Origin of the sequence: Rosenbergiella sp. YN46 (assembly GCF_036620675.1) — a bacterium.
Taxonomy (GTDB): Bacteria; Pseudomonadota; Gammaproteobacteria; order Enterobacterales; family Enterobacteriaceae; genus Jejubacter.
Genome location: NZ_JAZHEE010000011.1, coordinates 19988 through 35740, shown reverse-complemented (window position 1 = coordinate 35740; position 15753 = coordinate 19988). Strand labels below are relative to the sequence as shown.

The following is a 15753-nucleotide window of genomic DNA, read 5'->3' as shown; positions in this document are numbered from 1 at the left end:
AGCATATTGAGAAAAGTGTTGGTAATTCTTCTTCCAAGTTTTACCCTGTAATCACCACCCAAATTATCATCATCTATTTTAAACAGACGCAAACGATAACCAAGAAAATCATTCATATTTATTTATAATATACTGTTTTATAGAAGCAGCATCTTTATATTTAAAGCGCATGTCATTACCATTAAACTCACCATCCATACCATTTAACGCCGGATCTTTTGTGATTATATAATTTGGAAACAATGAATTATCACTGTATTTATAAGCATAGACTTGATAGGTATTCCCATTGATGGATTCAGCTTGGTGCAACTGGTGCCAGGATATTAAAACGATAACGTTCTTAACATTATGAATCTTCATAAAAAACACTGTATCAATATTTGGAACATCCCCATCAACTTCATATTTATCGACTTGAGTTTTTTTTGTTCCGGATTCATAGTACAACCCAAGGGGGAAATCAGGATTTGGTTCCCTCTGAAAGTAAATTACTTTTTCATCATCAATTTTAAACGGCCCCTGAACTACCTCGTTCTGTCCATATGAAGGAAAGGAACAGAATACAAACAAGAAACTGCATAGTATCTTAGAAAACATACATTAGTCCTTACTAATATTCAGCAATTCTGCAACCTTGTTAAACCTAACTCGGCGATCATCATATCCATTATATCCACCATTTACTTTGTATGTGACATCATAAACACTTAGGCTTTTAGCCGATACATTTAATCCTTTACTTACCCAAAAAGAGAAAGCCGACTCGACACCGTACTCTACACTCGATATGACCAAGTCCGGGGAGGCTACAAAATCCTGCCTATCCGACGGATTTCTTTTGTTGTGCATATTTGTGAAATATCGATATCCATCTTTACCAGTCAACTGAATCATACCGCGACCACGATACTTATACCCATCCCCAGATGATTCATCATCATTACCCATACGTCCCGCATAAACATAATTGGCCAAATTCTCAGGGTGATGAGCATATGACGACTCATGTGTCCATAATTTTCCTCTTAAACGTCCTAAATCACAGTCATCATTTACTTTGTTATAGTGTTTGGGACCTTTTTTACAACCAAAGATCCTCCTCATACCTTTTCCGCTATAGTTAAGATTTTCTTCCGTTATGGCAAAACCACTTTCATGACCTATTTGAGATAAAAAGTGAGCAATTTCTCTTTTATCTTGCATGCCATAAGCATTTGCATATTTATTCAAATAAGGAAGTACTTTCTTACATTGTGCTTCATTTGCCCCTAAGTTTGCTGCCACTACCATTTCTAATGTTATGCATCCATGATCGGCAGCTTTAATTGCCCCCAAAAACATCACCGGATGCATATGCCACAGCATCGGCCCCAGCTTTAACTTACCGGCATCCTGCATCCACACCATCTTCTCAAGATAGGCTTCACAATACTCTTTCCACTCCGGCGCATCATTCGTCAGTATGTTCAAAAACGACTGCCAAATCGACGTATCCTTTTTGTGATACCACTCACTGGGATGCTTCACGATCATCCTGTTCTTAACATCACGGTAAGACGGGTTATGAATCGCGCTCAGATACTCCTGGTTCGAATAAGGGCTTATGCCGCTGTCAATCCGGTTTAGCAGCCGTTGATAATTGTGCGGAACAGCACGATGCGTAACGCGCGTATCTTTACTGGATGAGTGATAAAGCCAGTCAAGAACCTTGCGAACCAGACCTTTCGGCGGCGTTTTTCCATCCAGATGGTCAAAGCTCGGTGCCTCGTCCACGATGGTGGTGAACCCCAGCTTTTCCAGATCGTACTGCGACAGCGTTTCCACTGCGGCGTTACTTTTCGGCACGTAGCCGTTGGCATAGGGCAAAAACCAGAATTGGCCCATTCAATATTGATTGTGTAGCCGCCCTAATGATTATCGATAAAAAGGTAAAAATGATATACATCATAAAAAAACCATAAATTTTAACTATTAAGGGAATTTAAACCCATTACCCCTCACTGAACTATCCTGTACATCTTCAATACTATTTATTTTAACACCTTCCTCGCCAAATGAATTGGAATCGCATTGTTTTGAACTGATGATTTTATTGTTTTTTTTCACATCTAATTGTGCAACAGCTCCCAGCCTCTCCTCTGGAACACTTAGAACATAGGAATACTCACCTCGGCTGAAACCTAAATATGTTGTATACGTTCCCAAATCAACCCATCTTTTTAATTTATTGTGAGAATTAAAATCAACAGTTAGTTCTGATGCACCTCCCTTTTTGAAGGTGTATTTGATGGTATCGCTTTGAGGATCTGCGCAAAATTTCGCCACGCGCGTCACTTTCCCTGAAAGCGTGCAGGATGCAATTAAAATTTCATTATTGGCACATTCATCAGCATAAACATGTAATGTCATTAACGCCGCTAAAAGGAATATCGATTTCTTCATAAAAACACATCCTCGCATACTTTATACGCACTTTCGCGATCTTTAAGCCCCATCTGGCCACCATTTACTACACGAGTAACGTCGGCCACGTCAGAAAGACCACGACCTTTATCAGCATTATATGGCTTATATTTCATCCAAAACCAGAGAGCACTTCGAATAGCGTATGGCATTTCGTTGATTCTCTCCGGATGATTTACAGTATCTGGAACCTCTCCCTTCCAGTAATTCGAGTAATCAACCATAAATCCATGATATTTTTCATAGCCTGTTACTTGAATCAATCCTCTCCCTCTGAAATTATAACCATCATCAGGATTACTTTGTCTATTTCCATTTAGCCTTAAGTAGTGCTTACGACCTATTGCCTGTTCATTGGCTCGGCGAATAATCTTCCTCGCTGAATTTTTTTCATACCCATCAATTGCAGCCTCGTCTGGATGCTGCCTGTAATATTTACTAAAGGACCTCAAGGCTTCAGGAGAGAATTGAAAATTTTCTGTCACGCCTTTCATATCCCCTCCAACTTCGCCTTTTATTTGAGAGAAGAAGTGCCTCAATCTTGTTGGTGTATCAAGCTTGAATAGTTTAAGTTTACCCTGCAATTCCTGAACAACCGTGTTTATATCTGAGTCAGAGGCTGTTGGAAAAACTTTCTTTAGCTGTTCGTATGTAACACCATCGTTAATGGTCAGCGCCCCCAAAAACATCACCGGATGCATATGCCACAGCATCGGCCCCAGCTTTAACTTACCGGCATCCTGCATCCACACCATCTTCTCTATATAGGCTTCACTGTACTCTTTCCATTCCGGCGCATCTTTTGTCAGATTGTTCAGGAACGGCAGCCAGATGGGAGCATCTTTTTTGTGGTACCACTCGCTGGGGTGTTTCACGATCATCTTATTCTTAACATCTCGGTAAGACGGGTTATGAATCGCGCTCAGATATTCCTGGCATGAATAAGGACTGATGCTGCCGTCAATCCGGTTTAACAACCTTTTTTCGCAACTTTATTTTACGCCCCTTAACCAAGGCCGTAAATGATGCATTAATTAACACTCACTTGACTTTATTGATGTGTTCTTCTTTTAATACCCATTTCTCAGATGGAATTTTTTTATCTGTACCGTCAATATTAATTGCAGGTATTTTTATAGTGAATGTTTTTGGGCCACTAATTATCTCAGGATAATTACCACCACAGAAATCTATGGTTCTTAATGGCTTGTAGTTGCCATCTTCTTTCTTGCGGATGATATGCAATGGTCCGCCGTCACATGCATTACCCATAGGCTGGTCAATGAAAACCAAAAGCTTTTCATCCAACTCATACAAATATGAATATGATAGTAAAGACGGGGGCTTGGTGTATTCACACTTGTATGTATCGATTATTTCACCATCAACTTTTATAGTGCACATTCCGTTTTCTACAGACATGTTAACTTTTGGTAATCCATCGGCAAATGCGGGGATACTTAAACAAGAAAGTGAAAAAAAGAATGCGGTTACACTGTACTTCAATAACTTTATTGATAAAAAATCAACCTGCATATTTAAATCCATCCTCATAGAATTTATCAATGTTTTTAACAATTTCAGCCTTGGTTATCTTTCCATCTTTATTTCTGTCATGAAATAGATTAACAGAATAGGCCTTTTGTCCTTTTGCATACACAGTATCGGTATCTTTAATTAACATGGCTGATGGCGTAAATATTGACAAATAAACATCACCAAGTGACCACTCGTTTGTTGGATGTTTGAAGTTGGCAGCCTGCATCTCAAAGTATTTTTTAACGTAATCCATTTGTTCCACATGAGTCATCCTTGATAGCTTGGTTGTTGTTGTTCCTAAATCTTTAGCAGTATTTGACATGAATTGAATCAAGCCTGTAGCTGATGATTTTGGATTTTTCGTTGACGTGTTAAATTCCGTTCCCGTTTCTAATGCAATGCAAGCCATTATATAATCAGGATCAATAGACAGTTCATTAGCAACGCTAATAACTTTCTGTTTAAAAGACTCAGCTATATCACGCCCAAATTTTTGTTCAACTACTTTTATCCAAATCAGTTTACGATTTTCATGAAACGCCCCCAAAAACATCACCGGATGCATATGCCACAGCATCGTCCCCAGCTTTAACTTACCGGCATCCTGCATCCACACCATCTTCTCTATATAGGCTTCACTGTACTCTTTCCATTCCGGCGCATCTTTTGTCAGATTGTTCAGGAACGGCAGCCAGATGGGAGCATCTTTTTTGTGGTACCACTCGCTGGGGTGTTTCACGATCATCTTATTCTTAACATCGCGGTAAGACGGGTTATGAATCGCGCTCAGATATTCCTGGCATGAATAAGGACTGATGCTGCCGTCAATCCGGTTTAACAGCCGCTGATAGTTATGCGGCACGATACGATGCGTAACGCGCGTATCTTTACTGGATGAGTGATAAAGCCAGTCAAGAACCTTGCGAACCAGACCTTTCGGCGGCGTTTTTCCATCCAGATGGTCAAAGCTCGGCGCCTCGTCCACGGTGGTGGTGAACCCCAGTTTTTCCAGATCGTACTGCGACAGCGTTTCCACTGCGGCGTTACTTTTCGACACGTAACCGTTGGCATACGGCAAAAACCAGTATTCCTGCTTCCTGGCGCCCTTTTCTGATTTCACCTGACTCAGTTTAAGGATAACTTCGCCCTGCGAGACTCTCCCGCTGCTAATCATGGTTTTTGTCTTCGGATCTTTCGAGAACAATGGCAGGCCGGACGGACATTTCAGATACAGCGGCGCACTTTTGCCCACCTTCTCCGGATTTTTCAGGAAGGTTTCCAGGTTGTCATCCATGCTCAGGCACTCAATATGTACCTGATAGCGGGCATCGTAACCGCCCTCTTTCGGCACCTGAAAATAGCCCAGATGCCCGATGCTGTCGCCGGCGCTGATTGGGTACGGCGTGGGACATATAACCTTATCAAACTGCATCGGCTCCGCATAAGGTGGCAGCAGGTGCGCCCACCACGACGGACGCGCAGCAGCACCTGATGACGGGACAAGATTATCCCTGTCCGTCAGGATCCAGTACTGCTGCCCTTCCTCAAGATTTGTTTTTGTCCCTTTGGTTTTTGCTTTATCTGATAAGCCTTTAAACGTTACAAGACCGTAACGACGGCCATTGCTGCCAGTCGTGTGCAGATTGCTGTCATTAGCGTCCCATTCAACATGCGAGCCTTTTGGGATGGTGGCTGCGCGGTACGAGTCACTGACGCTTTTATTATCGGTACTGGCACTCAGGAGCCATTCAGGACGATAAGCCGACAGATTATCATTCACAATCCACTGCGTTTCATTTTCGCTTTTTTCATAAGCAGAATACGGCGCCAGGTGCATATACAGCGTATAAAAATGCAGGCCGCTTTCTGGTTTCTCGCCTGGCTGGATGTAGTGACGCACCAGGACAAAGGAGCCGGAAACATTCAGCGGCCCCGTCTCCCAGGGAACGTTCAGATAGTCTCGACAAATCCGGTACGCCACCACTTCCCCGTCCGCCATACAGCGAATGCTCTGCTCCCCCCTGTAGCTCACAGGGAAATCCAGCAGTTCTGAGGCAGCCTTGCCGCTCAGCGCACACCAGGGTGTCGTGGCATTCGTGATATGAATCCCCCCGTGCCACATGCCATTGCTTCCCAGCATATACCAGCCGGAAGCCTCACCTTCCAGGTGAGACATTACGTCTTCCTGGCGGGTAAAGTCACTGCCGCGATTGTTGGATGGCACAGGCCAGCTGAATTTTGGTAATACCGACATGTCTGCTCCCTCAGTCGCTCAGCGGTTTGCTGATGATATTTTTAATTTCGGCTATCTCAGTGGTGTTAAAATCCGGTGCAGAGAATGGCATATCGGCACCGCTGCCTGGCACCAGGTATTCTCCCACCTTCATGGTCAAATCACCTTTTGAGCCATGTTCAATCCCGCTGTCACTGAGCTTCAGGTAAGAGCCACCGCCATTCACTGTCAGCGTTTTTGGCGTACTGATAACGATTTCATCGTCAGTACTGGTGATGGTCAGCGCTTTTTGCGCGCTCATGTCCAGCGTGTTATGTCGGGCATGCATCTCCACATCACCCAGATTGGCGATCGTCCGGATACCCGCTTTGTGTGCGAACAGACCCAGTTCATTTTCCGCGCTCATGGAAAGATTCTTCATCGCCCCCATGTCCAGATGCTGTCCGGCCGTCAGCATCGTATTCTGTTTGCTGGTTAGCTGGATATGCTCCCCGGAGGTGAACGCAATGCCCTGTGGGGCGGAGGCCAGAATGACCGCTGCCTGTAAATCGGCAATGCTCTGCGTCACCAGGCTGGTCTGTGCCCGGATATCACAGACCAGCGCCTTCGCGGCCTCTGCCGCATTGTTCAGGGCCTCCATTTCGCTGTTGGCCTGTTTGATACGGTTGACCGCCGGCGTCATTTCCAGCATCGGCCCCTGGCCTTTTGCCTGCGCATCTGCCGTCAGGAACATGCCTCTTGCGGCACGGACAGCACCGTATTCATCGGTGCGCAGCTCAAAACCGGTACCGCGTGGCTCACGCTGAGCATCCACGACATGACCGCCGTTGAGCTGCGTTTTACCGTAAGGCGTCGCCAGCTTGAAGTGCTCTTCCTGACGCTTGTCCTCCAGGCGAAACTTGTTGTCTCCCGCCGTACGCCAGACGTTTCGCGTATGATTATCACGGGCAACGTGATCGGGGTGCTCCGAATCATGCTGGGCGTGGGCGATATAGGGCCTGTCCGGATCGCCGCCGTCAAACATGACAGAAACTTCAGTACCGTCGAGCAACGGGGAGTGGAACCCGTAAGTATCCCCGGCATACGGTTTTGCCATTCTCAACCACAGGTACGCGTACCCCTGCTCGCTCTCACTGCGGTCAAAATCGAGACGAACCCGGTAACGCCCCTGTTCATCCAGATAGGCATAGGTGTCGTGTTTCTCATTACTTTCCACCCGTGCCGGCAACGTACCGGCAACCACCGGACGCTTCAGCAATGCCGGGCGATAACAGACCGTCTCGCTGTAGGGGATCCCCGTAAAGCGCAGCTGAAAACCCTTATCACGCGCACCGGAGGTGTGAACGCCGGTGATGACAATGCCGTCTCTCAGTGATTCGGGGATACTTCCCTGCGGCTCCAGCACCTCACCGGGAGCCAGCATCGGGCTGCTGGCGCGCCCCGTCACTGTCTGCTGGCCGTTAAGGTAGCGTTCATGGCGCAGACGGGCATACCATGCGCCGCCTTCCGGCGTTTCGGTATCACCTTCACTCAGGAACGGCTCGGCGTAGTGATACACTTCACCGATGGTGGCCCCGCCCTCCTGGTGAACGGTGACTGAGCTGTCCTGCGGCGTCAGCGCGTCACGGTAGTTGTAATCGCGCGTGGCAACGCTGCCGGTCACCACCCGGTCTTCCGGGCTGATAGCCCAGACGCTTTCCTGGCCGTTATCACTGGTACGCGACGGCGGTATCACAGGGAGCTTTACGCCAAACTGGTACTGCACCTGGCTGTCCTGAAAAATCACCACATCCTGTTCAATGCGACTGTCCATCTCAAAGCGCCAGAAGATGCCGACTTCAGCCAGCAGACGCTGGATAAATTCAAGGTCAGTCTCACGCCACTGGGTAATCAGTTCACGAACCGGGTAATGCTGCGAAAGACGAAACTCAAAATCGGCCCCTTCCAGCCCGTGGGAGCGGAGTATCTGCTCCACCACTTCCGGTACCGACTGATTCAGATACACTTCACTGCGCTGGGTATGCTGCATCAGGGCAATGCGCGGCACGATGCGCAGGGCACAGGTGATTTCATCCCCTGACACGGAGATCCGACGGAAGTTATCCACCACACCGTACACCGTGCGCACCGGCACGGCAGGCGTCCCGTCAAAGAGCGGCGTCTGAAAGGTAAAAGAAGCCGGTTTCAGCATCACGTCACTGCTGGCAATGCCCGCTGCACAGGTGACAGTAACATCATAGTGCCAGGGCTGGCTCAGCGCTTCGCTGGCACGAAAGCGCAGTACGTCCAGAAAATGCGGGCACTCATGCACATCCACGCGATAGCGGGACAGGCCCAGGACTGCGTCAATCGCCTTCTTCGCCAGACTGCTTAAGCTTTCACTCATCGTTCCTCTCCTGCTGTGCTTTGTGCATGACATCAAACGCCAGCACTATCCCCTCTTCCTCATTCCAGTCGAGGGTCAGGGTCTGCGGCTTCTGCTGCGCGGCCATATGGCTTAACAGCTGCTGGCTCAGCACCGGCAGGATCTGCTGATTCAGCAGGCTGTCGATATTGCGGGCGCCGGTGTCCGGCAGCAGGCAGGCGTCGGTTAAAGCGTCGAACAGCGTATCGCTGCTCCGGGTGGTGATGCCGTAGTGGCGCGCCAGGCGCTGGCGCACCTGGTCCAGCTTCATGCCGACGATGGCGCGCATCGCCTCCCTGCCCAGCGGGCGGTAAATCACGGTCTGGAAGCGCGCCAGCAGCGCCGGCTGGAAGTGGTCGCGCAGTATCGGGCGCAGCAGCTCCTGTAAATCCCCTTCGCTGGCGTCCGGCTGTTCATCCAGCAACTGCATCAGCGCGTCGCTGCCCAGGTTGGAGGTCATCAGGATGACGGTGTTGCGGAAGTCGATTTCCCGCCCTTCGCCGTCGCGCATAAAGCCGCGGTCGAACACCTGGTAGAACAGGTTCATCACGTCGCGGTGCGCCTTTTCCACTTCGTCGAGCAGCACCACGCTGTAGGGGCGCTTGCGCACCGCCTCGGTCAGAATACCGCCCTGGCCGTAGCCGACGTAGCCCGGCGGCGAGCCTTTCAGCTGGGAGACGGTGTGCGGCTCCTGGTATTCCGAGAGGTTAATGGTGATGAGCGACTTCTCACCGCCGTACAGCACATCCGCCAGAGTCAGCGCGGTCTCGGTTTTGCCGGTGCCGCTGGGGCCGACCAGCAGGAACACGCCCTGGGGACCGTTTTCGGAAGTCAGCCCGGTTTTGGCGGCGCGCAGCCGCTGCGCGATGGCACTGAGGGAGCCATCCTGCCCGACCACCCGCTTACCGATTTCCTGCTCCAGGGTCAGCAGCTCGGTCTGCTCGTCTTTCATCAGTGAGGAGAGCGGCACGCCGGTCCAGTCGGCAATCACGTTGGCCACGGTACGGGCGTCAACGTCCGGCATCAGCAGTGGCTGCGCCTGTTGCAGGTCCGCCAGCCGCTGTTGCAGTTCGGCGATTTCCGCCTGGCGGGAGATATCGGCGCGGCAGTCCAGCAGCCGGGCGGTGAGTGCCTTTTCCTGGCGGAACTGCGCCTCCAGCGTCTGCTGCTGCTCGCGCAGGGTCGCCGTCCGGGCATCAATGGCCGTCAGCCGGTCGCCGTCGCTGTGGTTGCCGACCGCGATATCTTCCAGCAGCGCCTGTTTTTCCATCTCCAGGGCCGTGATGGCGGCCCCCTGGCGTACCATCTCTTCCGGCACCGTATCCAGGCTCATGCGCACCCGGGCCGCCGCCGTATCCAGCAGGTCCACCGCCTTATCCGGCAGCTGACGCCCGGTCAGGTAGCGGCGCGACAGCGTCACCGCGGCTCTGACCGCTTCATCGGTAATATGTACCCCGTGGTGCTGCGCATAGCGCGGCTTCAGGCCCCGCAGCATCAGGCAGGCGGTGTCGTCGTCCGGCTCGTCCACCTTAACCATCTGGAACCGGCGCTCCAGCGCGGCGTCGCGCTCAAAGTACTGTTTGTATTCGCTCCAGGTGGTGGCGGCAATGGTGCGCAGCTCGCCGCGGGCCAGCGCCGGCTTCAGCAGGTTGGCCGCATCCGCGCCCCCGGCCTGGTTACCGGCCCCGATAATGGTGTGGGCTTCGTCGATAAACAGCAGCACCGGCGTGGGCGACTGCTGCACCGCCTCAATAATATTTTTCAGCCGCTGCTCGAATTCGCCCTTCACGCCCGCGCCCGCCTGCAGCAGGCCGAGATCCAGGGTACGCAGGGTCACGGGCTTCAGGCTTTCCGGCACGTTACCTTCGGCAATGCGCAGCGCCAGTCCTTCCACCAGCGCGGTTTTACCCACGCCCGGCTCGCCCACCAGAATCGGGTTGTTCTTGCGGCGCCTGGAGAGGATGTCCACCATCTGGCGGATCTCGTTATCACGGCCAAACACCGGGTCGATCTTCCCCTCTTTCGCTTTGGCCGTCACATCCAGGGTGAACTTATCCAGCGCGCCCTGCAGCGCGGGGGAAAGCTCCCCCTCTTTTATCTCCGCGTCTGCCGGGCGGCCGACCATTTCGACATCGCCGCCGCTCTGCGCCAGTTCCGCCTCCTGCTGCACTTCCGGGCGCTCGTCTGACTGAGCGTCCAGCAGACCGCGCAGTCGTTCCAGCTGGCTCTGCCCCAGGGTCAGCAGAGGCCACAGACCGTCGCACTGCACCAGCTTCGGGTTTTCCGTCAGCGCCATCAGCAGATGGAGGCTGCGGATTTGCGCTTCCCCCGCCAGCGAGGCCCGCAGCCAGGCCTGCTGCATCAGGGTCTGGATATTGTCCGAAAGCTGCGGGCGACCGCGAACCGAACGCGGTCGCTGATCCAGCCAGCCCAGCAGATCCTGCCACAGGTTGTCCATATCCCATTCGTAACGGCGCGCCAGTACCGTCAGATCGCCTTCGCCCTGCTCCAGCAGCTTCAGCAGCCAGTGCTCCGGCAGAATCTCCGCATGGGCGCGGGTCTGGCACAGCGTGGCAGCGCCTTCCATCGCACGGGCGCAGTAAGGGTTAAGACGGCGTAACAGGATGGCGGGGTTTTCCATGAGTTCCTCTCTTTATCGGTTGCAGGCAGGCATGCTACCGCCCGTCGCCGTTGCCCCAGGCGCATCAGGTACGGAAAGCAGTCATGTGGTGGTGTTCTTTGCTGAAAGCCCGCTACCCGCAGGCGCTCAGCAAATTTCCCCCTCACCCTGACCCTCTCCCCGGAGGGGAGAGGGGAACAGGGGCTTACGCGGTGGCGCGTTCGTTCCAGGAATCGGAATGAATGATGTTGCCGTCCTTGTAGGTCCAGGTGATTTTTTCGTAGCGCAGTTCGATCTGCTCCAGGTGGTTATGCTTCTCGAAGCTCGGATCCTTGATGTCGTGCATCACCGGGTTCACCTTCACCACCTTCACGTTTTCCAGTTTGGTGTTGAAGTACTCCACTTCCTGACCGGCGTCGTTGATTTTGTACCACTTGAATTCCGCGGATTTCAGGGTCTGACCGGTGGTCACCGCCTTGTACAGGTACGGGCTGGAGGAGTCGATTTCCTTGGTGAACAGGAACGGCGTGTGGATACGGGTGCCGGTCAGCTTGCCGGTGTTGTTGTCGGTCGGGATGTACAGGTTATGCTCCTGAGCAACGACCTCGATGCTGCCTTCACGATCCTGAACGTCCACAGACCCTTTAATGTCCGCGCCGCCGTCGTCTTTCAGCCACAGATAAACTGGGATTGCCATCGTAATTACTCCATTTCATGTTGTGATGCGTCATCATCCTGCGATGACGTTGTGGTAACGCCCGGTACCTGACAGGCATTCGCCTGCGGTACCAGGCTGATCTCGACACGGCGGTTCTGCGCGCGGCCTTCCGGCGTGTCATTAGTGGCAACAGGGCGGCTTTCGCCATAGCCCTGCACCGCGAAACAGCTTTCCGGCACGTCGCCGGTATCGCGCATCCAGTCACGCACCGCTTCGGCGCGTTTCAGGGAGAGCGTCTGATTCAGTTGCGGATTGCCGGTGTTATCGGTATGGCCGGACACAACAATCAGCCAGCCGGGCTTCGCTTTGATGCCGACCAGCGAGTTAACCAGCATTTTGGTGGAACCGGTTTTCAGATCAGATTTGCCGGAGTCGAACAGCGACATGCTGTCGAGGCGCACGATTTTCGGCACCGGTTTCGGCTTGGGTTTCGGCGGAGGCGGCGGTGGTACATAGGTATCAATGGCCTGCTGCACAGCCAGCCACAGACGCTGTCCGGGATAAAAGCCGAGACCATAACGCTGCGGCTCGCCCTGACGCTGCCAGCGCTCCAGCAACAACGCATCCTGTTGCAGCGCATGAAGTGCCTGCGCTTTCGGGGCATAGTGCGCCATTGGGATCGCCGCCCAGCGCTGAAGATCGGCGCTGATCTTGCGAATAAGCGCCTGATTATGTTGCACCGAAAGCGCAATGGCGCCAAGCGCACACAACAGCAGAACCATCACCACCCGACGCCCGGTCTTCCCCCCCTGTACCGGGGTGGTCCAGGGAGCCAGCAACGGGAGTATGGGATCGGCGAAGTGCCAGCGACGCTCATACGCACTGACGCGACCAGAAGGGGCAATACGGGTCTGGCGAAACAGCCACTGTGGCCACAGCGCCGTTGCAGAGGTCGGGACCTGACCAAAGCGCAGGGTGACAGCGAAAGGACGGACCGGCGGACACAGACGGTCGGGTTTTTCCAGTTCATCCAGCATCACCTGGTGCAGCATTGAAGTGGCTTCTGCGAGGAACGGCTGTACCGTGGCCGTTTGCGCTGAGCATTGCCATTCACTGAGAGTAATAGCTGGCTCATCGTCCCGGCACACAAGGGCAGAATTGCCCCGCACCACAATCCAGGGGGTCTGTGGGCCACTGAACTCTGCATTCAGCACCATCGGTACGGTATATCCCGTCAGGCTACGCAGTTGTTTCATCTGCAGACGCACTGCTTTCAGGGAGGCGCGCATCATCGCCTCATCATCATGGCGGTCCGGCAGGCAGCGGAACATCACCGAAAGTTGCCCGGCCATAGTAGGGGTACGGACCAGCAACTCGCCCGCCAGCGTGCTCAGTTCAGCCGGGCTGGATACCTGAAGGAACCAGCCTTCTGCCGTTCCCCGCCCCGGGCCAGGTGCAAACATGCCGTCATCCACATCCCCGCAGACCATCACCACCGGGCCGGTGTGACCTTCAGGCGGGAAGCCCTCTTTATCCCCGGTCAGTTGTGCAGGCTGCCTGCGCAGATAGCGTCGGCGGGTTATCTCACTGGCAACCAGCACAGAAAGCAGCGTCAGGAACGCTTTTCCCGACGCAGGCCATGCCAGAAATCCCCAGACCAGCCAGAGAATGGCCACCAGGCACAGCAGTACCGGAAACAGCGCCCGGGCAAATGTACGCCCACGCATCAGTGCTGCTCCGGGAGTTGTTGGTGCAGCAACTCCTGCAGCCACAGATGACCACCAGACCACACGACAGCCGTCAGCACCACCGCCAGCACAATCCAGAACCAGACGGAACGCAGCAGGTTGTAACGACGACGCCCGGTATTCTGCACCACCAGTGACGTCCCCGTCTCAAGCGGCGGCACGCGTTCATTCAGTTCAGCGATAACCTCATCACGGCGGGCCTGACCCACACCGGACAACCGGTACTGGCCCTGAAAACCGAGCGCCAGCACCCGCTGGTAACAGGTGAGCACTGCAGGCTCCGGGGCGGGATGTCGCAGTATCTCCGCGATGCGGTCATACAACGCCCCTCCGGCACGCAGTGAGCCAAAATACACCGCCTGCAACGGTGCTGAACGCCAGGCTTTCTGCCCCTCGTCCAGCGTTGTCCTGTTCAGTACGTCACGGGCGTTTTCAGCGGAGAAAGGGCTGTCCGTGGCGTCTGTTTCAGCGACCTTGCCTTCTGCCGCTCCCGGCTCCGGCCCGCGGTTCAAAACGGTTTCATCCAGCAGGGCGCACTGGGCATAGGTGATATGTCCGATACTTTCTGCATCAAATCCGGCCCGCTCCAGAGCCTCACGCACACTCTCCACCTGCGCTTTACACGCGGCATAGAGCGCAGGACCGTCTGTAACCTTACCGCCGTGGCGCAGTTGCGCCACGGTCAGCCAGGTTTCCGCCATCAGGGCGTCAATATCAAAGTCTTTTATCATGAGCGCAGCACCGCAAATAATTCCAGCTCAAGCTCGCCGAGTACCGACGGAACATAGAAGACGCAGACCCCCTGATCCAGCATTTCACGGGCGGCATCGCTCTCCATATCCAGCACAAAGTACTGGTTCTCCAGACGCACCGGCAGCGCCGCAGGTACGCGGCTCAGGGCAATGAGGCCGATACCTTCGACGGCCACGCCGGACACTTCTCCGACACTGGCCGGTGCACCGGCAATACAGACTTCGGCGAAGCGTTCAGCAATCTGCCAGGCAGGCTGGCTGGTACGAACAGAGAGATAGAAATCAGCTTCATCGCGCAGACGAATATCGTGCAGCACGGCTTTCCAGGTTTCCGGATCCATTCGCTCCATGCGGACGGCCACCACGCGTGACGGCAGGCTGGCTTCCAGCAGTTCGCTGATAAGGTCGAAGAGTGGCGGGAAGGTTTTCTCCGGCGCGCTGTGGTCATAGCCCGGAATAGCATCCAGATCATGCTCCAGCGAGAAGGTCAACATACTGCCGGCAAGGCGCGCCAGCTCGGCCCAGACCAGCTCAGGATGCCTGTCAGGGAAACGCTCAAACTCAGAAAGCACCCGGGCATGCGAGTTCAGGGCATTAAGCAGCCAGAAGAGAGAGACATCGGCGACCGCAAAGTCGGCCATCCGTTCGTTACTTTCACGCCGCATCGCCATCAGACGCTGACGGCGGGAGCGCAACTGGCGGTTCAACAATGCAAGACGCTCACACAGACCGCGACTTGCCGAGAACAGGGCCATCGGCGGGATAAAGTCAGGATCCTGACGCCAGCCCCCCTGCCCGTCCTGCAGCAGGCGGGCAATGGCACAGGTGTCCCAGGCACTGTTGTCTTCATGTTCGAAACGGAATGCCAGATTAAACCGGGCCACCGCCATCGACTCTTCTTCCTGCCCGAAACGATCCGCAATCGTCTCCCAGGCTTCCCGATAGCGCAGCGGACGCTCTGCCGGTACCGTGTCGGTCTGCACATTAACGATCCCGGCCTGCATCACCGGCAGCGCCACATACACCGTCACCGCCGCATTGCCGGAAGAAGCCGGCGCCTCGATTTCACGAGGTTCGGGTGGCAGGTCACTGAACCGGGTATCAACCAGCGTGTCATCCGGAAGCCAGAGACGCAGTGACTGTGCCTGGATACGGCCGGAGGCCAGCATCGCCTCATCCAGCTCTACCCGACCGACGCCCCAGGGAAAGGCACTGCCACGGGCAGCAATACCTGCCCGTGAAAGCGCGTCCCATTCAGCCTGCTGCTGAAACTGTTGAGGGGCCAGAAGCGCCCCCTCATTCCACAAAGGACGATAAATTTTCATCCCTGACA

13 protein-coding genes are annotated in these 15753 nt (G+C 53.6%); 1 reads left to right on the top strand and 12 read right to left on the bottom strand.

From position 1 onward, the window contains the following. Positions 1-108: 108 nt before the first annotated feature. From V3W49_RS10585 to tssH, 8 genes are all read right to left on the bottom strand, one after another. Positions 109-600, bottom strand: a complete 492-nt coding sequence (locus V3W49_RS10585; RefSeq protein WP_500145320.1) for a hypothetical protein — start codon at positions 598-600, stop codon at positions 109-111. Between the two features lie 3 nt (positions 601-603). Then, a complete protein-coding gene (locus V3W49_RS10580; RefSeq protein WP_500145319.1) occupies positions 604-1887 on the bottom strand; it encodes a glycoside hydrolase family 19 protein in 1284 nt (427 codons plus the stop codon). A gap of 87 nt (positions 1888-1974) precedes the next feature. Beyond that, on the bottom strand, positions 1975-2445 hold the full coding sequence (locus V3W49_RS10575) for a hypothetical protein (protein WP_500145317.1): 471 nt from the start codon (positions 2443-2445) through the stop codon (positions 1975-1977). Then, entirely contained in the window at positions 2442-3347 is a 906-nt protein-coding gene (locus V3W49_RS10570) for a glycoside hydrolase family 19 protein (protein ID WP_500145316.1), read from the bottom strand. Before V3W49_RS10570 ends, V3W49_RS10575 begins: the two co-directional genes overlap by 4 nt. A gap of 160 nt (positions 3348-3507) precedes the next feature. Beyond that, positions 3508-4002 (bottom strand): hypothetical protein, encoded by a 495-nt coding sequence (locus V3W49_RS10565; RefSeq protein ID WP_500145315.1) that lies wholly within the window; start codon positions 4000-4002, stop codon positions 3508-3510. After that, positions 3992-6259 carry a lysozyme family protein gene (locus V3W49_RS10560; protein WP_500145314.1) on the bottom strand — a complete coding sequence of 756 codons (2268 nt, stop codon included), beginning with the start codon at positions 6257-6259 and terminating at the stop codon, positions 3992-3994. Before V3W49_RS10560 ends, V3W49_RS10565 begins: the two co-directional genes overlap by 11 nt. 10 nt (positions 6260-6269) lie before the next feature. After that, positions 6270-8624: a type VI secretion system Vgr family protein gene (locus V3W49_RS10555; RefSeq protein WP_500145312.1), complete on the bottom strand. Its 2355-nt coding sequence runs from the start codon at positions 8622-8624 to the stop codon at positions 6270-6272. Beyond that, entirely contained in the window at positions 8617-11283 is a 2667-nt protein-coding gene (gene tssH, locus V3W49_RS10550) for a type VI secretion system ATPase TssH (RefSeq protein ID WP_500145311.1), read from the bottom strand. Before tssH ends, V3W49_RS10555 begins: the two co-directional genes overlap by 8 nt. Between tssH and V3W49_RS10545 the strand changes: the two genes are divergently transcribed. Next, positions 11282-11434 carry a hypothetical protein gene (locus V3W49_RS10545; RefSeq protein WP_500145310.1) on the top strand — a complete coding sequence of 51 codons (153 nt, stop codon included), beginning with the start codon at positions 11282-11284 and terminating at the stop codon, positions 11432-11434. The genes tssH and V3W49_RS10545 overlap by 2 nt on opposite strands. A gap of 33 nt (positions 11435-11467) precedes the next feature. On the opposite strand, the gene hcp is transcribed toward V3W49_RS10545, so the two are convergent. The 4 genes from hcp to tssK are packed head-to-tail and all read right to left on the bottom strand — an operon-like array spanning position 11468 to position 15745. Continuing rightward, positions 11468-11959, bottom strand: a complete 492-nt coding sequence (hcp, locus tag V3W49_RS10540) for a type VI secretion system effector Hcp (protein WP_001007319.1) — start codon at positions 11957-11959, stop codon at positions 11468-11470. Between the two features lie 5 nt (positions 11960-11964). After that, positions 11965-13647: an OmpA family protein gene (locus V3W49_RS10535; protein ID WP_500145309.1), complete on the bottom strand. Its 1683-nt coding sequence runs from the start codon at positions 13645-13647 to the stop codon at positions 11965-11967. Further along, on the bottom strand, positions 13647-14399 hold the full coding sequence (tssL, locus tag V3W49_RS10530) for a type VI secretion system protein TssL, short form (RefSeq protein WP_500145308.1): 753 nt from the start codon (positions 14397-14399) through the stop codon (positions 13647-13649). Before tssL ends, V3W49_RS10535 begins: the two co-directional genes overlap by 1 nt. Further along, positions 14396-15745, bottom strand: coding sequence for a type VI secretion system baseplate subunit TssK (tssK, locus tag V3W49_RS10525; protein ID WP_500145307.1), 1350 nt, complete (start codon positions 15743-15745; stop codon positions 14396-14398). The genes tssL and tssK overlap by 4 nt, the downstream gene beginning before the upstream one ends. Positions 15746-15753: the final 8 nt, after the last annotated feature.